The sequence below is a fragment of the Verrucomicrobiia bacterium genome (genome assembly GCA_026414565.1).
In the GTDB taxonomy this organism is placed as follows: Bacteria; Verrucomicrobiota; Verrucomicrobiia; order Limisphaerales; family Fontisphaeraceae; genus Fontisphaera.
Genome location: JAOAIT010000009.1, coordinates 1 through 21,415 on the forward strand (window position 1 = coordinate 1; position 21,415 = coordinate 21,415).

Annotated in this window: 19 protein-coding genes and 1 tRNA gene; 10 read left to right on the forward strand and 10 right to left on the reverse strand. The window is 61.3% G+C overall.

Going from position 1 to position 21,415, the window contains the following annotated elements; genetic code table 11:
• The 5 genes from N3J91_01260 to N3J91_01280 form a co-directional block, all read left to right on the forward strand.
• Positions 1-928 (forward strand): RHS repeat-associated core domain-containing protein (locus tag N3J91_01260; protein MCX8155074.1); only part of this gene is annotated, 928 nt, incomplete at its 5' end.
• Entirely contained in the window at positions 925-1,284 is a 360-nt protein-coding gene (locus tag N3J91_01265; GenBank protein ID MCX8155075.1) for a hypothetical protein, read from the forward strand. The genes N3J91_01260 and N3J91_01265, both read left to right, overlap by 4 nt.
• Positions 1,285-1,706: 422 nt before the next feature.
• The gene (locus tag N3J91_01270; protein ID MCX8155076.1) at positions 1,707-2,591 is read left to right on the forward strand and encodes an RHS repeat-associated core domain-containing protein; all 885 of its coding nucleotides are present in this window, start codon (positions 1,707-1,709) and stop codon (positions 2,589-2,591) included.
• A 7-nt stretch (positions 2,592-2,598) separates the two neighbouring features.
• The gene (locus N3J91_01275) at positions 2,599-2,787 is read left to right on the forward strand and encodes a hypothetical protein (protein MCX8155077.1); all 189 of its coding nucleotides are present in this window, start codon (positions 2,599-2,601) and stop codon (positions 2,785-2,787) included.
• A 432-nt stretch (positions 2,788-3,219) separates the two neighbouring features.
• A complete protein-coding gene (locus N3J91_01280; protein MCX8155078.1) occupies positions 3,220-6,102 on the forward strand; it encodes a hypothetical protein in 2,883 nt (960 codons plus the stop codon).
• A 142-nt stretch (positions 6,103-6,244) separates the two neighbouring features.
• On the opposite strand, the gene N3J91_01285 is transcribed toward N3J91_01280, so the two are convergent.
• A tRNA-Lys gene (locus tag N3J91_01285) sits at positions 6,245-6,319 on the reverse strand.
• A 171-nt stretch (positions 6,320-6,490) separates the two neighbouring features.
• Positions 6,491-7,816 carry a Gfo/Idh/MocA family oxidoreductase gene (locus N3J91_01290; GenBank protein ID MCX8155079.1) on the reverse strand — a complete coding sequence of 442 codons (1,326 nt, stop codon included), beginning with the start codon at positions 7,814-7,816 and terminating at the stop codon, positions 6,491-6,493.
• Between the two features lie 138 nt (positions 7,817-7,954).
• On the opposite strand from N3J91_01290, the gene N3J91_01295 reads away from it, so the two are divergent.
• Positions 7,955-9,445, forward strand: a complete 1,491-nt coding sequence (locus tag N3J91_01295; protein ID MCX8155080.1) for a hypothetical protein — start codon at positions 7,955-7,957, stop codon at positions 9,443-9,445.
• Positions 9,446-9,466: 21 nt separating this feature from the next.
• Here N3J91_01295 and N3J91_01300 read toward each other — a convergent pair whose 3' ends face one another.
• Genes N3J91_01300 through grpE form a run of 3 tightly spaced genes read right to left on the reverse strand, consistent with a single transcriptional unit; the run spans position 9,467 to position 12,015 of the window.
• On the reverse strand, positions 9,467-10,216 hold the full coding sequence (locus tag N3J91_01300; GenBank protein ID MCX8155081.1) for a 16S rRNA (uracil(1498)-N(3))-methyltransferase: 750 nt from the start codon (positions 10,214-10,216) through the stop codon (positions 9,467-9,469).
• A 22-nt stretch (positions 10,217-10,238) separates the two neighbouring features.
• Positions 10,239-11,390: a molecular chaperone DnaJ gene (dnaJ, locus tag N3J91_01305; GenBank protein ID MCX8155082.1), complete on the reverse strand. Its 1,152-nt coding sequence runs from the start codon at positions 11,388-11,390 to the stop codon at positions 10,239-10,241.
• A gap of 7 nt (positions 11,391-11,397) precedes the next feature.
• Positions 11,398-12,015: a nucleotide exchange factor GrpE gene (grpE, locus tag N3J91_01310; protein MCX8155083.1), complete on the reverse strand. Its 618-nt coding sequence runs from the start codon at positions 12,013-12,015 to the stop codon at positions 11,398-11,400.
• Between the two features lie 176 nt (positions 12,016-12,191).
• On the opposite strand from grpE, the gene N3J91_01315 reads away from it, so the two are divergent.
• Together N3J91_01315 and N3J91_01320 are read left to right on the forward strand one after the other, a co-directional pair.
• On the forward strand, positions 12,192-13,193 hold the full coding sequence (locus N3J91_01315; GenBank protein MCX8155084.1) for a MoxR family ATPase: 1,002 nt from the start codon (positions 12,192-12,194) through the stop codon (positions 13,191-13,193).
• 33 nt (positions 13,194-13,226) lie between these two features.
• A complete protein-coding gene (locus N3J91_01320; GenBank protein ID MCX8155085.1) occupies positions 13,227-14,672 on the forward strand; it encodes a hypothetical protein in 1,446 nt (481 codons plus the stop codon).
• 82 nt (positions 14,673-14,754) lie between these two features.
• Here N3J91_01320 and erpA read toward each other — a convergent pair whose 3' ends face one another.
• Complete coding sequence (erpA, locus tag N3J91_01325) at positions 14,755-15,105, reverse strand: iron-sulfur cluster insertion protein ErpA (protein MCX8155086.1); 351 nt, start codon at positions 15,103-15,105, stop codon at positions 14,755-14,757.
• A gap of 168 nt (positions 15,106-15,273) precedes the next feature.
• Entirely contained in the window at positions 15,274-16,581 is a 1,308-nt protein-coding gene (locus tag N3J91_01330; protein MCX8155087.1) for a 4-hydroxybutyrate CoA-transferase, read from the reverse strand.
• Between the two features lie 252 nt (positions 16,582-16,833).
• Between N3J91_01330 and N3J91_01335 the strand changes: the two genes are divergently transcribed.
• On the forward strand, positions 16,834-18,339 hold the full coding sequence (locus N3J91_01335) for an excinuclease ABC subunit UvrC (protein ID MCX8155088.1): 1,506 nt from the start codon (positions 16,834-16,836) through the stop codon (positions 18,337-18,339).
• 2 nt (positions 18,340-18,341) lie between these two features.
• Here the strand turns inward: N3J91_01335 and N3J91_01340 are convergent, their stop codons facing one another.
• Positions 18,342-18,746 carry a hypothetical protein gene (locus N3J91_01340; GenBank protein MCX8155089.1) on the reverse strand — a complete coding sequence of 135 codons (405 nt, stop codon included), beginning with the start codon at positions 18,744-18,746 and terminating at the stop codon, positions 18,342-18,344.
• Positions 18,747-18,846: 100 nt separating this feature from the next.
• Between N3J91_01340 and N3J91_01345 the strand changes: the two genes are divergently transcribed.
• A complete protein-coding gene (locus N3J91_01345; GenBank protein MCX8155090.1) occupies positions 18,847-19,503 on the forward strand; it encodes a bifunctional 4-hydroxy-2-oxoglutarate aldolase/2-dehydro-3-deoxy-phosphogluconate aldolase in 657 nt (218 codons plus the stop codon).
• Here N3J91_01345 and N3J91_01350 read toward each other — a convergent pair.
• Together N3J91_01350 and N3J91_01355 are read right to left on the reverse strand one after the other, a co-directional pair.
• Positions 19,500-21,062, reverse strand: coding sequence for a DUF5010 domain-containing protein (locus N3J91_01350; protein ID MCX8155091.1), 1,563 nt, complete (start codon positions 21,060-21,062; stop codon positions 19,500-19,502). The genes N3J91_01345 and N3J91_01350 overlap by 4 nt on opposite strands.
• A 63-nt stretch (positions 21,063-21,125) precedes the next feature.
• Positions 21,126-21,404, reverse strand: coding sequence for a Smr/MutS family protein (locus N3J91_01355; protein MCX8155092.1), 279 nt, complete (start codon positions 21,402-21,404; stop codon positions 21,126-21,128).
• Positions 21,405-21,415: the final 11 nt, after the last annotated feature.

A 21,415-nucleotide genomic window follows, 5' to 3' on the forward strand; every position in this document is an offset into this window, starting at 1 on the left:
GGTGTATTTTACGTTTTATGATGGGAATGGGAACGTGATGGGGTATGTGCGGGGGGCGGATGGCTTGTTGGTGGCGCAATACGAGTACGGCCCCTTTGGCGAACTCCTCCGCGCCACCGGCCCCCTCTCCCAGACCTTCAATTATCTCTTCTCCACCAAATACCACGACTGGGAAACCGGCCTCTACTACTACGGCCATCGCTACTACAATCCCACCACTGGGAGGTGGCTAAGCAAGGACCCGGTGGAGGAACGAGGTGGTCTGAATCTCTACGGCTTTGTCCATAACGATCCTGTTGATTTCGTTGATATCTTTGGACTTTGGAAGAGCAGACCCTGGGGGCCTCAGCACATGGACCTTACTGTAAACGCTCTCAACACAGCATTAGCTTCCATTCGGGATAAGCCCAACGCCAGTTGTAAGGACAAAATGGCGAAGATTCTCGTTGAAGCGAACGAAGGCCAGGACAGTGGAGATGGGTACAGTGACTTCGCCCGACATTTCAACCATCAATATTTCAAAGGAGAAACAGCACAACAGGCCCAGCAAAGGAGTACTGCTTCCCGTAATGCCTACACTACCTATTTGGCAAACGAGGAGATTAGCTTCTATTTCATTCCAGAATGCTGGGAGCGTCTGAAGGCGCTCGGCAGGCTCAGCCACAGTTGGCAAGACTTCTACGCTCACGGTATTCACACGTCTCGTGGTTTTGTGGACCCGATGAGCGGCTCTCCGTCCAATCCCGGAGAGTTTTGGCCTTCCAGCTACAATTCCTGGCAGGGGTGGGACCAGGGAGAGCATCCAAACCGCGAAGAGCCAGTGGCGGTCACGTCACAGCGGTATAGCCAGGCCGAGGCTTACACTGCACTTCGCTTTCGGAGAATGCTCGATAACTGGTTGGCATCATGCAAATGCCTATGCCAATGAAAACGGTGTCCGCACTTCGAATGTGGCCGGCGGGACTGTTTTCCTTGCTCGGAGCGGCAGCCGCCGTGGTTTTGTGGACAGCGTCACAGCTAATGGGGGCTGGCGGACAGGGCATCGGCATCGGCTTTACGCTATCCTTCCCGTATAGCGAGGTCCTGCACCGCATTAACCCGGTGGTCCCCAACTGGCTCTTCCTCTTGGTCGGGTGGGGGCAATGGCCGTTGTATGGTTTTATTATCGGGCTGGCGTGGAGCAAGGGGGTGCGCACTCCTGTCTGCTTGGCTATTTTAGCCCTGCACGTGCTGGCGGTGGCGTGTTGCTTCTTGCCTCAAAAATTCTACGAATCATTCTGGTAAGTTAGGACACTGCCGCCCCGCGTCAGCCAGCCCTTCCCTCACGAAGGGAGGGCGCTAACGGCCTATGTCCTGGGGATAAATTTTTGGGTTTGTCCCCGCGCACCTGCATTTTGGTTTTTGGCCGTGAAGGTGCGGTGGGGGTTTTTGTCGTAGTATGCCAGTAACCCGTTGGACTTGGAACGCAATGCGCGGCGGCAGGGTGGGGGCTGGTTTTGACAAGCTTTTGGCGTGCTATACAAGCCAAAACCAAACCTGAGGGGATCACCCAAGAGAGCTATACTCACCTTCACAAATTCGCCTGCGACGCTCCCGCTTTGCATTTTTCATTTTGCACTTTGCATTTTGCATTTCCCTATTCCCCTAAATGGCCTTGAACGAAAAGAGGTTTTGATGGATATTGGCTTCGGGTCAGCCGTAAACAAATGCAAGCGTGGGGAACCATAGGCGCGTTTGATGCAACGGAGGAGGCAAATACCATCCCGCAGAATTCCTCACCTCTGAACGATGCTTGTAACGAGGGCGAGTTGTTGGCGACGGTGATTCATAACGGCCCCAATGCAGGGGTGTATTTTCCGTTTTATGATGGGAATGGGAACGTGATGGGGTATGTGGGGGGGGCGGATGGTGTGTTGGTGGCGCAATACGAGTACGGCCCCTTTGGCGAACTCCTCCGCGCCACCGGCCCCCTCTCCCAGACCTTCAACCATCTCTTCTCCACCAAATACCACGACTGGGAAACCGGCCTCCTCTCCTACGGCCACAGGTATTACAACCCTTCCACCGGAAGATGGCTAAGCAGAGACCCCATCGAAGAGAAAGGTGGACTCCTCCTCTATGCGTTCATCAACAACAACCCGGTGAACGGCTATGATGCCGACGGAAGAGTTCCACAAATAGTCGGCGGGGCAATCGTTGGCTGTGCGGTTAATGCCGGTTGGTCTTTGTTCACGAGCTTCTTGAGCGGTGACAATGCTTGCCAATGCACCTGCAAAGCGTTCGGGTCTTGTGGCGTAGGCGCGATTGCTGGAGCAATAGCGGCAGCCAATCCAGCTTGGTCGAAATGTATGATTGGCTTCGCATCAGGGGTGTCGTCAAAATTTGTTGGTGATGCCTGCAATAAAGCCTGTGGCAAGGCCGATCCTGGTAAGCCGATCTGCTCCCTTATTTCTGGGATTGCCCAAGCAATAATGGGATGTGCAATGCCAGGGAGCGGTGACGTATCGGCAGTTGAGCGAACGCTCATGGAAATCATCGTGAAGGTGGGTGGTTCAGACCTCAAGCAGTTCTGCAAAATTGTGCATCCGTGACGCGAGAATGAAAGCGATCCGAAAACTCACCCTCGCTGGCGGCGTTGCGGCACTTGCTTTTCCTGTGTTCATGCTTGTTCTGTATTTGGATTCAAGACTGTCCACGAAAAGCTTCGGGACGCTCACGCTGGTGTTCATGGTCCTCTACTTTCTGGTGTGCTTGTTGATTCGGCGTTTCAGCAAATCAGGAACGTGAACGCCGGTGTCCCGCTAAAAGGTGAAAGGAAAATCAGCCGCGCTCAGACGGCGCGGGAGGAAGGTTGGCCGACCGCGCGCGCGCCAGAGCGCTGGTTTCGCGGTGCGTGATAACGGTGATGAACTGGGCTGGGGCGAAGGTGAATCAACGGCAAGTTGGTGGCGGGGAGGGAGGCTTCGGCGGGGGCCGTAGTCGGCACGCGGGACGCGTGCGCTCCCCGAGATCGAAGGGAAGAATATGGCATGATGCCATTCGGGGATGGGTCTAGGCTTCAGCGGGGCCGATGGCGGCACGGGGGGGAGGCTGGCGGTTTCCGAAAGCGAGGTGATGCGTGCGTCACCCGTGATTGCCAGCGGTTGGAGCGCTAATGAACTGGTTCACTGACTGCATTTGGCTTGAGAGGGGGCAGCCGGTAAGGTTATTTTCAGGTGGATGTTCCGGTTACTGGCAACGGTTTTGGTTGGCTTTGGTCTGGGCGTCGTGCTGTTCGTGGGCCGTGCGCTGGCGGCTCCCGAGGTGTTGCCGGAGAATCTCGCGCTCAAGGCCAAGGTCTCGGCCAGCTCGGAGCACAGCGCACAGTATCAGGCGCGTTTCGCTTGCGATGGCAAAGTTCCGAGTGCCGGTTCGCAGCAGGATGTGAATGAGGCATGGTGCGTGAAGGGGCAAACGCACCGCCAGGGGGCGGAGTTTGTGCTGGAATGGCCGGCGCCGGTGACGGTGGCGGAGGTGATTTATTACGCGCGCACGGCCTGGTTTGCCGAGGAGGGATGGAAGGATTACGAGGTGTGGGCGGAAGGGGCGGCGGCACCCGCGCACCGGGGCCAGTTGGCCATGGGGCATGGGCCGCAGCGCATCACCTTGCCGGCGCCGGTGCAAACCCGGAAGTTGCTCCTGAAATTTACCAGCTCGTACGGCGGGATGAATCCCGGCGCCTCGGAAATTCAGGTGTTTGCCCGCCGTGTGCCGGAGGCCGCGCTGGGCCGGTTTCATCCGCTGCCGCCAGGACGGCCAGAGCTGCTGGCTGAGGACGTGGTGGAGTCGCCTGCGCTCAAGGCGCGGTTGGCGCGTGGGGAACTGGGCTTTGAGCGCCTGGTGGTGATCCAGCGGCGCGAGCTGAATCCGAGCCACGTTTACACCTACCATGTGGAGGGTTTTGGCGCGGGGGGCGGGTTGTATCTGTTCACCCCGGCCACAGGCGAGCTGCGGTGCTTGGTGGAGTCGCCACAGGGGCAAATTCTGGATTGCGACGTATCCTACGACGGGCGGCAAATCCTGTTTAGTTGGCGGCGCGAGCAGGCGGCGGGGTATCAGGTGTTTGTGATCAACGCCGACGGCACGGGCCTGCGGCAACTGACCGACGGCCCGCATCACAATTACAATGCCTGCTGGCTACCGGATGGCGGCATTGCTTTTCTATCCACCCGCGCCTCGCGGTTTGCGTATTGCTGGGTGTCGCCGGTGGGCATTTTGTATCGGATGGAGGCCGATGGCCGCCAGGTGCGGCGGTTGTCGGCGAATATTGTCAATGATTTCACCCCCAGTGTGATGGAGGATGGACGGGTGATTTATTCGCGCTGGGAATACGTGGATAAACCGGCAATTCCCATTCAAAGCCTTTGGACGATTCATCCTGACGGCACCGGGCTGGCGGGATTTTTTGGCAACCGTGTGCTCAGCCCGGCCACGTTCATGGAGGCGCGGAGCATTCCCGGCACCACCAAGGTGTTGTGCACGCTGACCAGCCACAACGGTCCGGCGCGCGGGGCGGTGGGGATCATCAATCCCGCGCTGGGCAACAACGCGCAGGCCGCGATTGAGAATCTTACGCCGGAGGTCAACATCGGGCGCGTGGACCGCGGCGACGGCAATCACATTCGTGGGCCATACGAGAATCCTTTTCCGCTGGATGACCGCCATTTTCTACTGTCCAAGCGGGGGACGGTGGTGGTGCGTGATTATGCGGGCACGGAGCAGGCGGTGGGGCTGGGGCCGCGTGGGAACCTCGGTTTTTACAGCCCGATGCCGTTGCGGGCGCGGCCGCGGCCGCCGGTGCTGATGCCGCTGGGCGAGCCGCGGGTGACTTCGGAGGACTATGAAACGCTGGAATGGGCCACGGTGGTGCTGCAAAATGTGCAGCGCGGCCTGGAGCCGCATGTGCAGCCCGGGGAGGTGACGGAAATATGCGTGGTGGAGGAAGTCCACAAGCCGGTGCGCACGGATGTGGCCAACCGCGCCTTTGGTTTTCAATTTCCGGTGATCTCCTGCGGGGCCACGTACGCCGCCAAGCGCGTGTGGGGCTTTGCGCGGGTCAGCGCGGACGGCTCGGCCTGCTTTCAGATTCCCGCGCGCCGGCCGATTTATTTTCTGGCGCTCGACGCCCAGGGCCGCGCGGTGCAGCGGATGCGCACATTCACCCACTTGATGCCGGGCGAGGTGCAGGGTTGCGTGGGCTGCCATGAGCCGCGCCAGCAAACCACGCTGGCGGTGCATCAGCCCCTGCGCCATGCCGCGCCGCAACCGCTGCGCCCGCCGGAGTGGGGCCAGGGGGTGGGGTTCGATTACTCGACCATCGTGCAGCCGGTGCTCGATCGCTATTGCGTGGCCTGCCACAGCGGCAATCAACCGGCGGGCAACGTGGACTTGTGCGGGGATAAGACCGATTTCTTTAACGTGTCCTACGAAGTTCTGGCGCGCGGGCGCAAACGCGCCGGCGAAGCGGAATGGGACAATCCGTACACGAGCTGGATTCCCACCTATAACGGGATGGAGCAGAACATTCTGCAGATTACGCCCAAGGCTTGGGGTTCGCCCGCCAGCAAATTAACCGAGCTGTTGATCAGCGGGCATCCGGGCACCAATGGGCAGCGCCGGTTCACGATGGATGCCGACAGCCTGCGGCGGATTTTCATGTGGATAGATTTGAACGTTCCTTACTACGGCACCTCGGAGACGGCGTACCCGGAGAAGAAAGGCTGCCGGCAGTTGTATCCGGCCGATTTGGACAAAACCCTGGCCGAGGTGGCGGCGCGGCGGTGCGCGTCGTGCCATCAAGAGGGGCGGGTGCCGCGCGCATTTTGGACGCGCCTGCAGAATCCGCAGCGCAACTCGTTTTTGCTGGCGCCGCTGGCGGTGGCGGCGGGCGGCTGGGGCCGGTGCGGCATGGAGGTATTTGCAGATACCAACGATCCCGATTATCAAGCGATATTGCGCACGTTTGATCCGATTCTTGAGCTGATGCAAAAACGTCCGCGCATGGACATGCCCGGGGCACGGCCGGCGGAGGTGGATCGGTCCTGTCTGGGCAGTGTGCCGTAACAGGCGGCGGCGGTTGGAGGAGATATTTTCTTGGACATAAACCTGGCGAACATATTCCGTCCAGGCAGGCCAGTTTATTTGGCTTCTCGTGGACAAGGGCGCGCAAAGGCGGGGGGTAGGATGGTAAAACAAGGCTAATAAGTGGTGCCCCGGCAAGGACTTGAACCTTGAACCAACGGATTAAGAGTCCGCTGCTCTACCATTGAGCTACCGAGGCACGATCTGCCGTTGCGGCAAGGGCCGATTGGTTAGCGCCATGGCCTTAAATTGTCAAGAGCTTTGGCGCCTTGCGGCCGTGCAAGTAATGTGCCCAAGCGCGGGCGGGGGCGCAAGTGATTTGTACTCCGCCCGCTCCGCACGAGTCAGGGAGGAGCGAGGCCGGTTTTGGCTAGACCAGCTCCTCATTGCCCAAGGGGGCGGGAGGCACCTTGGGGGCAGGGCCGAGGCGATAGCCGTTTTGCTTGATTTCCGCGGGGGTCAGATCGAGCTGGGATTCATTGAGGACAAAGTCCCAGGTGACCGGCTGGCCGCTATAGGCGCTCATGCGGCCCATGATGGCGGTGAGGGTGGCCTCGGCCACGGTGCGGCCTTCATTCAGGGGCTGGCCTTTGCGGATGCTGGCGATGAGATTGGCGTGCTCCTGTTCGTAGGCGTTGACGGACGGGCCGTCATATTTGAAGGCGTTGGCGCCAGTGATGTTGCCGGCGCTGGCCCGGCCTTTGGTGCCGATGACCAGCTCGGACACGTTGGGCTTGGTTTTGTCTATCTGGCGGGCCATGGAGATGACGATGGCGCCGTTGGGATAGCGGTAGCGGACGGCAAAGTGGTCATAGATGTTGCCAAACTGAGGCTCCGTGCGCCACTGGCGGCCGCCCACGGCAAGGGCCTCGACGGGAGTGGCGCCCATGGCCCAGTTGATGACGTCGAGGTTGTGGACGTGTTGTTCGACGATGTGATCGCCCGAGAGCCACGAGTAGAAGTACCAGTTGCGGAGCATGGTTTCGAAACCGCTCCATTCGGGTTTGGGTTCGTGATAGAAACCGTAATGGCGGACGCAGCCGCCGTTCCAGTAACATTCGCCGGCCAGAATCTCGCCGATGGCGCCTTCGCGCACGCGGCGCATGACTTCGATGTAGGGGGGATGATGGCGGCGCTGGGTGCCGGCCACGATGGCGAGGCCCTTCTGTTTGGCCAGGTCACTGGAAGCGATGATGGAGCGGATGCCCACAGGGTCCACGCCGACGGGTTTTTCCATGAAAACGTGTTTGCCGGCCTCAATGGCGGCTTTCAGGTGAGCGGGCCGGAAATGGGGCGGGCCGGCAAGAATGACCAGGTCCACCCCGGCAGCGAGGACTTTCTGATAGGCGTCGAAACCGCTGAAGCAGGTTTCCGGCGTGGCGGTAACACGGTCGGCCTTGGTCCAGGCGGCGGTCGCGCTCCAATCCTTGCCGGCGTTGTTGTCTTTGAGGCGTTTGAAGGCGGCCTGCACACGATCGGGGAAGATGTCGCCGAGAGCGGCGATTTCGACGCCGGGACTGGAGTCCACGCAATTCATGGCCGCGCCGATGCCGCGGACACCGCAGCCGATCAGGCCGACGCGGAGGCGGTCGGTGCCGGCGGCAAAAACAGCCAACCGGCTGCTGCTCAGGGCGGCGGCGGTGAGGGCGAGGGTGGTGGTGGAGGCCGAAGTTCGCAAAAAATGTCGTCGGTTCATGGGTCAGTTTATTTGCTTATCAGTAATAGCGAGGTTTGCCGGAGTTTTTAGCCCGACGGGGTAAAAAACTCAACCGTTTTTACGAGATGGACAATGATTCAAGATTTGTGTAACTACTAAACAGACCAGCCAAAGATTATGAAGACTGATGTTGAGCCGCGTGAACTGCCTCGTTTTTCGGCCTCGCGCCGTGTTTTTTTACGATTTACCGCCCAGGCCGCGTTGGCGGCGGCCTGGTGGCCGGCTCTGGCCGCGGGAGCCGGAGCCGCTGAAACCCCGCTGCGCCCCACCGGGCCGGGAGCGCGGTATGTGCCGCGGGTCAAGGCGGCATTTGTGCGGCGGAAGGGAGATTATGGCATTTTGTGGCCGGGGGCCATCTATGATGGGGAGACGGCCATGCGGCAATATCGGCGGGAGATCGAAGCGGCGGAGAAAAGCCTGGGGATGAAGATCGAGCTGCGGCCGGAGCCGCTGTACTCGCTGGATGAGGCGCAGGCCTGGCTGGCGGCGGCAAAGCAGGAGGCGGTGGATGGTTTGTTAGTGGTGGTGATGGACCGGCAGCAACATGCCTGGCCGACAGTGGCCAAGGCCGTGGAGAGCGGCCTGCCCACCGTGGCTTTTTCGCCGGTGGGCACTTCCTTCACTACCAACACGGTGACGGTGGCGGAGAAGCCGGGGGTGTTTGTCGCGTCCACCAGTGATTTTGCGCAGGCGCGCTATGGTTTGAAGATGCTGCGGGCGGCGGCGAAGCTGCGGGAGATGCGCTGCCTGGTGATCAAGGGCAACCAGCGGCTGGATACGCGCGTGGAGCAGTTTGGGACGCATCTGCGCTATGTGCCGGCGCAAACTTTTCTGGAGGAATACCAAAAGACCGCCACGGACAAGGAAATTCAGGCGCTGGCGACGGATTACTTGCGGCGGGCGGTGAAAATCGTGGGGGCGGCGCGTGAGGATCTGGAGAATGGCATCAAGAGCTACGTGGTGGCGCGGCGGTTGTTGGAGCGCGAGGAGTGCGATGGCATTACAATGGATTGTTTGGGGGCACTCGGGAAAACCAAAGTCAGCCTGCCGTGCATTGCGTGGTCCAAAATGCTGGACGTAGGAATCCCGGCAGCCTGCGAGGCGGATCTGGGGGCGATGGTGACCCATGCGCTGGTGCAATTGTTGTTTGACCGGCCCGGCTTCCAACAAGACCCCGTGGCGGAGACAGCGCGGGAGTGTCTGATTGGGGCGCATTGCTCGTGTCCCACCCGTTTGCGCGGTTTTGACCAGAAGCCGGAGCGGTACGCCATCATGCATCATCACGGGGCACGAGATGCGGTGCCGCGGCCTTACTGGCCGGTGGGCCAACGGGTGACGATTGCGGACGTGGTGCTGTCCCAGAAACAGGAATACACGCGGGACATGGTGGTGCAGCGCCCGCGGCTGGTAATTGGCACGGGCACGGTGGTGGACAATGTGGCGGTGCCGCCGGCGGGTGGCTGTGTGGTGTCGGTGATGGTGAAACTGGACACGCAGACCAATCTGCTGACCTATCCGGGATTCCACCAATTATTTTTCTACGGCGACTTCAAAAAGGAATTGCTGGCCTATTGCCAGTTGTTCAACGTCGAGCCGCTGGTGGCGTGAGGGGGGCGCCCGCCGCCGTTTTTAGGGGCCAAGGAGTTCGTCCTGTACCAGAGCCAGGGCGGCGAGGGCGGCGGTATCCACGCGGAGCACGAGGCGGCCCAGGTTGATGGGGCAGGCGCCGCGCCCGCGCAAGGCCTCAACTTCGGCGGGGGAGAAGTCCCCCTCGGGGCCGATCCAAATTCCCACGGAGGCAGGCGGGCGGCCGTGCGTTTGGGTGAAGGCGATAAAGTGATCGCGCACGCGGGCGAGGCGGTGGCTCAGCAAACCGGCCAGATGCAGCTCGCAGTCCGGCCATCGTTGCAAGGCCTCCTCCCAAGGAAGCGGTCCCAAGATTTCCGGCAGCCAGGGCTGGCCGCATTGTTTGCAGGCCTCGATCGCCGCCTGCTGCCAGCGGGCGCGCTGGCGCTCCTGGCGGTCGCTGGAAGCGTGGGGGACGGTGTGCTCCGTGAGGACGGCAACGATACGTGAGACGCCCAACTCCACGGCTTTGGCGAGCAGGGCATCCCAAGTTTTATGTTTGGGGAGGGCCTGGAAAAGGGTGATCAGGGCGGGGGAAGGGGGCGCCGTTTCCTCGCTCAACACCGCCAGCTCCACGCGGTCGGGAGTGATGGCGGCCACCTGACAATGCCACAGGCGGCCACCACCGTTCAGCACCGTGACCTGCTCCCCCCGACGCACGCGGAGCACCCGTGCGGCATGATGGGCCTCGGCGCCGGTGAGTTGCAACGGGCGGCAGGCGCATGCTTCCGTAGGCAGAAAAAAACGGTGCATAGCATCGCGGCTAGCAGCCAGCTTAACGGAAAAAGTCTTTGGCCTTCTCGAAGAAGCTGCGGCTGATGGGGTTGACATCGTTGCCGCACATGGCGGCGAACTCCTGGAGTTTGGCCCGCTGGGCGGCGTTAAGTTTGGTGGGCACCTCCACCTGGATGCGGACAAGCAAATCGCCCGTGCCTTCGCCATGCAGGTTTTTGATGCCGCGGCCCTTGAGGCGGAAGAGGGTGTTGGGCTGGGTGCCGGCGGGGATTTTGATACTGGCCTTGCCGGAGAGGGTGGGCACTTCAATCTCACCGCCAAGGGCGGCTTGGACGAAGCTGATGGGCACTTCGCAAATTAAATCGTCGCCCTCGCGCTGAAAGATGGGATGCGGTTTGACGTGCACAACCACGTGCAGATCGCCTGCCGGACCGCCGCGCACACCGGCCTCGCCATTGCCGCGGGAGCGCAGGCGCACGCCGGTGTCCACACCGGCGGGGATGGCGATGCGGATGGTGGCAGGTTTTTCACGGCGTCCTTCGCCGTGGCAATGACGGCAGGGGCGGTCCAGAACGTAACCTGCGCCTTCACAGCGGGGGCAGGTTTGGCGGATGCTGAAGATGCCGTGGGAGGCAATGACCTGGCCATGGCCGCCGCAGGTGGAGCAGGCGCGGCGCTGCGCGCCCGGCTCGCCGCCGGAGCCGTCGCAATGTTCACAGACTTCCAGGCGGGTGAGGCGGATTTCCTTTTCACAACCGCGGGCGGCCTCCTCGAGGGAGATTTCCAGGTCGTAACGCAGGTCGGAGCCGCGTTGGGCGCGGCCGCTCTCGCGCCGGCCGCCGCCGCCAAACATTTCCTCGAAGATGCTGCTGCCCCCGAAGACCTGGCTGAAGATGTCGAAGGGATCGTGAAATTCGCCGGACCATCCGCCGCGGCCGGCGGCGGCCGAGGCGGCGCGCGCCCGGGGATCGAAAGCGGCGTGGCCATGCTGGTCATAGGCGGCCCGTTTTTCCGGGTCGCTCAGGACTTCATACGCTTCGGCCAGCTCCTTGAATTTCTCCTCAGCGGTTTTGTCGCCGGGATTTTTATCCGGATGGTACTTAATCGCCAGTTTGCGATAGGCCTTTTTAATGTCCTCCGCCGAGGCGTTTTTATCCACCCCCAGGACCTCGTAATAATCCCTTTTGGCCATAAATGTATCAGGCTTTGGATGCCGCAGGCGCCGGCGGCACGGCGACGACAACACTGGCGGGGCGCAGCAGGCGTTCTTTCAAGCGGTACCCTTTGCGCAGTTGTTTCACGACCTGGCCTTCCGGCGCTTCGGCGGTGGCCTCTTGAGCCACGGCTTCGTGCAGTGATGGATCGAAGGTTTTGCCCAGCGCATCAATTTCCTCCAGCCCGGCCTCGAGCAGGAGCTGGCGCAACTGTTGATAGACCATGGTGATGCCCGCCTGCAAGGTTTGGGTGGCGGCGGTGTTGCCGTTGGCCGGTTGCGCGATGGCCGCCAGCGCCATTTCAAAATGGTCCATGACCGGCAGCAGTTTTTCCAACAGGCCGGCGTTGGCGAATTTGATGGCTTCCTGTCGCTCGCGGGCGGCGCGCTTTTTGAAATTGTCAAAGTCGGCTGCCAGGCGCAGGAGGCGGTCGTAATATTCTTCGGCTTTGGCGGCTTTCTGGCGCAGCTCCTCCAGGGCGGCGCCCTGAAGAACTTCCGCCTCAAACGGCGCCTCCACCGGAAGGGGGCCCTGATCCTGTCGTGCCGCTTCCGGGTTGGGTGAGGCCTCGGGAGGCGTCTGATTGTGCATTTCTTGCTCCATAATCTGCATCATCCCTTTGTTACCACTCAATAATCCTTAAACTAAAAAGCTAGTGTACCAGAAAAAAAGCCGCTCGGCAACCGGTGCGAAGCGGGACAACAGGCGGCCGGTGGCCGGAAGGGGGGCGGTGCAACCCCGGCTTGCCAGCGCCGGGGCCGCATGGCATCGTGTTTTCCATGAACACCGAGCAGCACGTTCTCCAATTTCGGCAATCCTTTGCGGCGTTGCAGGCGGAGATTCACAAGGTCATTGTGGGGCAGCGGGATATTGTAGAGCTGACGCTGACCGCCATTTTTGCCGGCGGCCATGTGTTGCTGGAGGGGGTGCCGGGGCTGGGCAAGACGTTGCTGGTGCGCACCCTGGGGGAGGTGCTGGACTTGTCCTTCAATCGCATCCAATTTACGCCGGATTTGATGCCGGCGGACATTCTGGGCACCAATATCGTCATGGAAACCAGCGGGGGACGGCGCGAGTTTCAATTTCAACGCGGGCCGATTTTCGCTCATTTGATCCTGGCGGACGAGATCAACCGGGCCACACCCAAGACGCAGTCGGCCATGCTCGAGGCCATGCAGGAGAAAAGCGTGACGGCGGGGGGGGAGATTCGGCGGCTGGAGGAGCCGTTTTTTGTGCTGGCCACGCAAAATCCGATTGATCAGGAGGGCACGTACCCGCTGCCGGAAGCCCAGTTGGACCGGTTTTTTTTTAAGATTTTGGTGGGTTATCCAGCGGCGGCCGAGCTGAGCGAGGTGCTGAATCGCACCACCACGGGCACGGAAAACAAGGTTCAAAAAGTCTTGGACCGGGAGCAGTTGCTGGGCTTCCAGAAGCTGGTGCGCCAGGTGCCGGTGGCCTCGCACGTGCAGGATTATGCGGTGCGCCTGGTGCTGGCCACCCATCCCAAGACGGCCAGCGCTCATCCGCTGGCCAATCAATATCTGCGCTTTGGCAGCAGTCCGCGGGGGGCGCAAACACTTCTGCTGGCCGGGAAGGTGCGGGCGTTGGCCAGCGGGCGGTTTAACGTCAGCTTTGCCGACCTGAAGGCGATGGCCCTGCCCGCGTTGCGGCACCGGCTGATACTAAATTTCGAAGCGGAGGCCGAGGGCATCACCACTGATCACATTCTCACCAAAATGTTGGAGGACGTGCCGGAAATGGCCACTGCGGCTGCGGCCTGACATGACATTGGCGGGCGTATGCAGCTTTCATCCATGCAAAACGGGACCCGGTTTTTGGGCCGGCAGGGATGGGCCTTCGGCCTTGTTCTCCTGCTGGTGTTGGGGGGGTGGGGGAGGGTCGGCGGAGCCGTGAATCTCACGGTGGACGTGGCGCACACCAACGGAATCATCCGCCCGTTGCACGGGGTCAATCTGGGGCCCTTGTGCTACCGGGGCATGGTGGATTTGACGGCGTATCACCGCGAGCTGGCCGTGCCCTACACGCGGGTGCACGACGTGGTGTGGGTCAACGCGCAGGCGGTGGATGTGAGCACCATTTTCCGGGATTTCCGGCAGGATCCCCGCGATCCGGCCAACTACGATTTTGCCTGCACGGATGATTACCTGGCCGCCATCACCAATACGGGGTCGCGGATTATTTACCGGCTGGGCGAGAGCATCGAGCACACGCCGCGCAAGTATCGGGTGCATCCTCCGCCTGATCCGCAACGGTGGGCGGAAATCTGCCTGGGCATCATTCGTCATTATAATGAGGGCTGGGCCAACGGCTTCCGCCACAACATTGAGTATTGGGAGATCTGGAATGAGCCGGACGTGCGGCCGGCCATGTGGACAGGGACGGAGGAGCAGTTTTTCGAGCTGTACGCCACCACCGCGCGCGCCATCAAACGCGCCTTTCCCCGCTTGAAGGTGGGCGGGCCGGGGTTGGGGGGGACGGGGGATTTTGTGGGCGAGGCCTTTCGCCCTGCGGACTTTGCCACGCGGTTTCTAGCTTTTTGCCGGGCGCAGCAGGTGCCGCTGGATTTCCTGTCATGGCATCGGTACACCAGCGATCCCTGGGACATTCCGCGGCGGGCGGCGGCAATGCGGCGGCTGCTGGATGAATACGGGTTCACGCGCACGGAGAGCCATTTTAATGAATGGAATTACCTGCCCCGGGATGACTGGCGGCCGATGTTCAAGGAGGGGCAGGGGCCGGAGCGGGAGGCGTGGTTTCGGGAAATGAGCGGCCCGGCGGGAGCGGCTTTTGTGGCGGCCGTGCTCAGCCTGCTGCAAAGTGCGCCGGTGGAGGTTGCCAATTTTTACACCGGTGAGATTCAGGGCTTTGGCCTCTTCAATTTTCACGGTACGCCCCAGAAGAATTATTATGCCATGCTGGCCTTTCGGCGGATGTTGGACACGCCCGAGCGATTGGAGACGGAGGGCGGCGTGGCGGGGATGACGGTGCTGGCGGGGCGCCATCTGGCGCGTCAGGCGGTGCAGGTCATGGTCTCGCAGTTTCGTTCTCCGCAACGGGAGATAACGATACAAATCCGCGGTCTGCCGTGGAGCGGGCCGACGGAGTGGGAGTGGCGGGTGGTGGATGCGGCGGCCAGCCTGGAGCGGCGGGCGCAGGGCCGGCTGGTGGAACGTGGGGCCTCCCTGCAACTCAGCCTGCCCGCGCCCGGGGTGGGTTTATTGACGCTGCAGGGGCGGTAGGCCGGTGAATACGAGGGGGAGATAAAAAAAGCCGCCCCGCATCGCACGGGGCGGCATGTTTGACCTGGGCGGCTTGCGCCGGTCAGGCCTCGAAACTCTTGCCGCAGCCGCAGGAGCTGTGGGCGTTGGGATTCTTGATCTTGAATCCGCCGCCGGTCAGCTCGTCGCTGTAATCAATCACGCTGCCTTTCAAATAGCTGGCACTGAACGGGTCCACCACCACGGCGACGCCGTCAAATTCGGCACTCAAGTCGTCCGGTCGTTTTTCATCAAACGTCATCCCGTACTGGAGGCCGGAGCAGCCACCGGCTTCCACATAAACCCGCAGGGCCTTGCCGGCATTTTCCTTCTCACTGTCCAAGATGCTCCGTACCTGCCGGGCTGCACTGTTGGTCAGGGTCACCACGGGGGTGGTCTGTGTTTCTGTGCTCATAAAAGTTATCGGTATGTCTTCAGCAACCTTAAGTCCTAATCGAGCTGTTTTTATCAGCTAATGCAAACGTAGGCGCGGCCGGGGGGAATGTCAAATGCCAGCCGCGGCCAAAAAAATCGCCCGGCCAGAGGCGGCCGGGCGATGGCTTCGGAAAAAATCCCACCGCGCTTACTTTTTCCAGGGCGCAGGGATGTAGTGGAAGTGCGGCCCCCAACGCTCAAAGGCGGCCTTGTCGAGCATTTCGCGGTGATTGGGGTGGGCAATGCTGATGATCAGCCGGGCGCGCTCCTGCAGGGATTTGCCGTAGAGATTGACGGCACCGTACTCGGTAACGAGCCAGTGGATGCTGGCGCGGGTGGTAACCACGCCGGCGCCGACTTTGAGGGTGGGCACCAGCTTGCTGATGCCCTTGTCCGTCTGGGAGGGCATGGCCAGGATGGGTTTGCCGCCCTTGGACAGGGAGGCACCGCGCAGGAAGTCAATCTGCCCGCCCACGCCGCTGAAGTGCTTGGTGCCGATGGAGTCGGCGCACACCTGGCCGGTGATGTCCACTTCGATGGCGGAGTTGATGCTGGTGACCTTGGGGTTGCGCTTGATGACGTCGAGGCTGTTGGTATAGCCCACGTCCATCATCATGACCTCCGGGTTGTCGTGGATGAAGTCGTACACCTTGCGCGAGCCCATGAGGAAGGTGGCCACGATGCGCCCGCGGTCAATGGCTTTTTCCTTGCCGTTGATGACGCCCTTTTCCACGAGCGGCAGAACGCCGTCGGCAAACATTTCGGTGTGAATGCCCAGGTTTTTGTGGTTGCCCAGTTGGGCCAGGACGGCGTTGGGGATGGCGCCGATGCCCATTTGCAGCGTGGCCCCGTCTTCCACCAGGGCGGCCACATGCTTGCCGATGGCCTGCTCAATTTCGTTGGGCTCGGCAAAATTGGCCTCGTACAAGGGGGCATCATCCTCACACCAGATGTCAATCATGTCGGACTTGATCATGGCATCGCCGAAGGCCCGGGGGATGTTGGGGTTGATGGTGGCGATGACGGTGTCAGCACATTCCACCGCGGCCAGGGTGGCTTCGACGGACGTGCCCAGGGAGACGTACCCATGCTTGTCGGGGGGGGAGACGGAGATCAGGGCGACATTGACGGGGGTGTAGCCTTCGCGGATCAGGCGTTGCGTTTCCCCCAGAAAAACCGGGATGTAATCTGCATAGCCCTCCTGGGTGGCCTTGCGGACGTTGTGGCCGACAAAGTAGGAGTTGAGCTGGAACACCCCTTCCAAATCCCGCTCCACGTAATGGGCCGGCCCTTCGGTGTGGAGGTGCCGGATGGTGACATTTTTGATTTCGCCGGCCCGGCCGCGGTCCACCATGGCCTGCACCACCTTGTGGGGCACACAGGCAATGGCGTGAATATGCACGCAGTCGCCGGATTTGATGACTTTGACCGCTTCCTGGGGAGAAACAATTTTCATATCCGTAATTCGTTCAAACCATTGTGCTCAAGATTTCGTCCGATAAAAACAAATCGGTGGCCAACCCCGCAGTACCCACGTAGGCAAAACTAATGCACGTTGGCGCGTGATTAACCGCAACTGATGGGCATCTTTCCCAGCCCCCGGCCCTTTGTCAACCGCTTTAAGGCTAAAGCCAAAATCTGAACAAACTTGGCCAAATCCCGTTTATTGGCGGTTGTCCGGGGGGGCTTTGCAGAGCATAATAAGGGCATGGCGGTGTCGGATGCTCTCAGAGCCAAACTGGCGCAACTGCCGCACAAACCGGGCGTGTACCTGATGAAGGACCGCTTTGGGACGGTGATTTATGTGGGCAAGGCGCGGGATTTGCGCAAGCGGGTCAGTTCTTACTTTCAGCCCTCCCGCCGGCTGGCATGGGATTTGAAGTTGAATGCGCTGGTGGAGGCGATCCACGACCTGGATGTGCATGTGGTGCGCAGCGAACCGGAGGCGTTGTTGCTGGAGGGGCGGCTGATCAAGGAGTTCAAGCCGCGCTATAACATCAGTTTCCGCGATGACAAGCGCTTCCCCCTGATCAAGGTCAATCTGCAGGATCCCATTCCACGTTTCACGCTCACCCGCCTGCGGACGGAGGATGGGGCGCGGTATTTTGGGCCGTTTCCCAGCGGGCGGGCATTGCGGACGACGATGACGCTGGTGCGGCGCCAGTTCAACCTGCGGGGGTGCCGTCCGCTGCACCCCGGCCCGGCGGATTACAAGCACTGCCTGTATGGTCATCTGAAGTTCTGCACAGCGCCCTGCATTGGCAATGTGACGCTGGAGCAGTACCGCGCCCAGGTGGCGGCGGCCTGTGATTTTCTGGCCGGCCAGTGCGACGAGCTGGCGACCAAGCTGGAGCAGGAGATGCGCGAAGCGGCGCAAAGGCTGGAATTTGAGCGCGCCGCCGAGCTGCGGGATTTGTGGACGGCCCTGCGCGAGACCACGCGCAAGACGCGCACCTTTGTGCGCACGCCGCACAATCTGCCGGTGGCGCTGAATCCGGAGGCGGATCTGGCGGATCTCGCTGCCGCGCTGGGGCTGCCGGAGCCGCCGCGGGTGATCGAGGGGTTTGATATTTCCAACATCAGCGGCACGCTGGCGGTGGCTTCGCTGGTGCGGTTTCTGGAGGGCCGTCCGGAGCGGGCGCGATACCGGCGTTACCAAATCAAAAGCGTTACGGGCCAGGATGATTTTGCCTGCATGGCCGAGGCGGTGCGGCGGCGCTATACCCGGCTGCTGCAGGAGGGGGGGACGGCGGATCTGCCGCACTTGATCCTGATTGATGGCGGCAAGGGGCAGTTGAACGCGGCAGTCAAGGAATTACAGGCCCTGGGGCTGGGGCATCTGCCGGTAGTTGGTCTGGCCAAGGAGTTTGAGGAGATCTACCGGCCGGGGGAGGCGGAGCCCTTGCGGCTGTCCCATGAGCGGGGCGCCCTGAAACTCCTGCAGCGGGTGCGCGATGAATCGCATCGGGTGGCCAACACGTACAACGCCCAGTTGCGGCTGCGGAAGATTTCCGAGAGCATTCTGGACGAGTTTCCCGGGATTGGCGAGCAGCGCAAGATGGCGTTGCTCAAGAAATTTGGGTCCGTGCAGCGACTCCGCCGGGCGACGGTGGAGGAAATTGCGGAAGTGCCCGGCTTTGGAGGAAAGATGGCGGCGGATTTGGTGGCGTTTCTGGCGGCGCGGGATCCGCGGGGGAGCGGCCCAGGCTCGTGACTTCAGGGTTTGCTGGTGATTCGCTTCCAATCCCTTTTGTGCCGCTGGGCATAGGCGGCAAAGGCCTTCTCGTTCTGAATGAGAGCGGCCCGCACCACGCTGGAATCATCTGCGTGGCCGAGGGTGGCCATGAAATCGGGGATGATGTCCACCTTCTTGTGGGCATACATGAGCGCAAACAAGGCCTCGGCCACAGCCACGTAGGGCAGTTCCTTGTCGGCGCCCTCGGCAAAGTCCTCCACCGCATCCACCAGGAATTCCAGTTGGGTGACCAGATGGGGGTACTTGGGCGCCTGGATCTGGGTGAACTCAATTTTCCACAGGGGAAGCTGCCGCAACACCTTTTCCATGATGGCCGGCGTGATCAAACGCGCCCCATGGCTCACGTAATTTGCGATCTCTGGCATGGCGGCACCGTACCAAAATCCGCGGCTCCGGCCAAGCGGAATATGGGCGGGGCGCTTTTTGGCTTGCCTCCGGCGGTGAGATTTTGAGAATCAGCCCGCCATGAGATCAAAGGCCAAAATTATCTCGGACATCAATTTTCTGGGAGTTGTGGCTGTCATTCGCGCGGAGCAGCCGGAGCAGGTGCTCCCGCTGTGTGAAGCGCTCATCCAAGGGGGCGTCAGCATCCTCGAAATCACCATGACGGTGCCGGACGCGGTGAACGTGATGAAGAACGTCATCAAGTCCGTGGGGCAACATGCCATTGTGGGGATGGGCTCGGTGCTGGATGGCGCGATGGCGCGGGCGGCGCTCGACGCGGGGGCGGAGTTTATTGTGTCCCCCATCACCAAGGTGGAGGTGGCCGCCGCTGCGCGGGGCGCCCAACGGGTGTGCATGTTGGGGGCCTACACGCCCACCGAGGCCCAGTTGGCCCACACCTCGGGCGCGGATTTTGTTAAGATTTTCCCGGCGGACAACCTCGGTCCCGTGTATCTCAAGGCGTTGCGCGCGCCCATGCCGCATTTGAAGATGGTGCCCACGGGAGGCGTCACCCTGCAGAACGCAGCCGAGTTCATCAAGGCCGGCGCGGCGGCGCTGGGGGTGGGATCTTCGCTGATCAGCAAGGAGATTTTGCGCGATTCCAACTGGCCGGAACTGACCCGGCTGGCGGGCGAATACGCCCGCATCGTGCGCGAGGCCAAGGCCGGACAGGCCTAGGGCTTGCGCAATTCCACGCGCCGCACCATCAGGGCGGGGGCTTGGACGACGAGCCGGAAATCGGCGCCTTTGTTTTGTGAATTCAGCAGCCGGGCGTCAATCAGTTGAAACTGCGCCGTCTTCCAGATCTGGCTGCCGGTGAGTTTCACGGTTTCCTTGGCCCGGGTGTAGGCACCGCCGAAGGGGGCCTGGGGATCACTGCCATCGTACTCCAATCCCAATGCGCCGGGGGCGGCGTCGAAGTATTCCACCTCCACCGTGCCCTGAAATTTGCCGGGGGTCTTGAACGAATCATCCACCACAAAATAGAGGTAGGTGCCGCCTTTGGGAGTGATCTGGGCTGCGCGGCAGGGCTGGCCGCCGGCCTGGGCCGGGGCGGTTTTGCCGTCTTCATTTTCAATCCATTGCAAACCGCGCTCGGTGTTTTTTTCCGCCAGCATGATGCTGACGGAGCGTGCCTTGTCGTACGCCCCCTTGGGCCAGGGGGGCACGTAGCCCTGCTTGAAGAGCCGCACATATTTTTTGGTCAGATTGATGTATTGCCGGCCATATTCGCGGGATTCACAGATATCGGTGCCCTCATGGAATTCATTCCAGGTCTCGAGGGTGACGAAGTTGGAGGGGCGGCGGAGGAACTTGAGCCATTGCTCCTCGTAAAACTTGCCGCCCCGGCGGTCCACGATGAGCGGCGCGCGGCCGGGCACGGCGGAATGGTCATAGCCCGGCCCGAGCGAGGCCACCCCGGGGTTGACCAGCCCCAGAGCGCCGCCCCAGGCCACTGTGTTGTCGGCCTTGACGTTCCAGGAATTTTGGCGGACGAAATAGGGCCGGCGCCCGCCGAAGTCTTTGGGGAATTGTTCCATCAAATAATCCACACAGGACTGGTCATGGGCCTTGGCGAAGGCGGAGGCGTAAAGCAGCACCAGCGGCTTGCCGTCAATCATGGCCCAATGCCTCGGCGGCACCATGGAAAAGAAGTCGCGGATGGTGGCATAAAACCAGCGGCGGCCGTAATCGGTGGTCAAATCCACATGCACCCCCCAATGATTGTATTGCAACGTGCTGGTGTCGTAGAACAAGCCCAGCAGCGGCGGTTTTTTACCGGCTTTGAGCAGTTCTTCGCGCGCCTGCACCATGACCTTCAAGCCTTCATAGCTCCAGTGCAGACCGGCCTTGGGGTCCTGTTCACTGGGCGCGCCCCAGAAGACCGGCAGCGCCACGTCAATGCCCGCCTCCTGCATGTCGAGAAACTGCTTTTTATGCCAGGCGGGGGACTTGTAGGAGAAATCCTCCAAGGTGGGCGGATGCGTGGTCAGGGCGTCGGTGCCGTCGTGATCAATGATGTGGCTTTTGGTGTAGATGTCGTACCAGTAGAAATAATAGGTCGCCACGATCTTATCTTTGGCCGTAAAGCTGCGGGTGCCGGCGAAGTCGGCCTCCTTAAGGTTGATGTAGGGGCCAAAGGCGGGGGGAATTTCGCGCTCTGCTGCCGCCATGGGCTGCAGCAGGGCAAGCAGCAGAACCGCCACCGCCGCAGGGCAATAAAAAGGCTTTTTCATGCAGCGAAGCATGAGGCAAGTCAGGCCGTTCGGCAAGCCGGATGGCTGGGCTTCAACGCCGCTTCAAGCTTGGGGTTTCAGGTGCACGATGGTGGCGCCGTGCCCGCCAAAAGAGGGGGTGGCCAGGGCGAAGCGCTCGACTTCGGGCAGGCGGTTCAATTGGGCGTGGACGGTGCGACATAGGACGCCCTGGCCCTTGCCGTGGATGACGCGCACTTCCAGGATGCCGCGGGCGCGACACTCGGCCAGGTAATGTTGCAGGACATCGGCCACGTCCTGCGGACGGAAGGAGTGCAAATCCAGCACGCCGTCAATCGGCCACTCGACGAGTTCGTTGTTCATGGCGCCGGCGC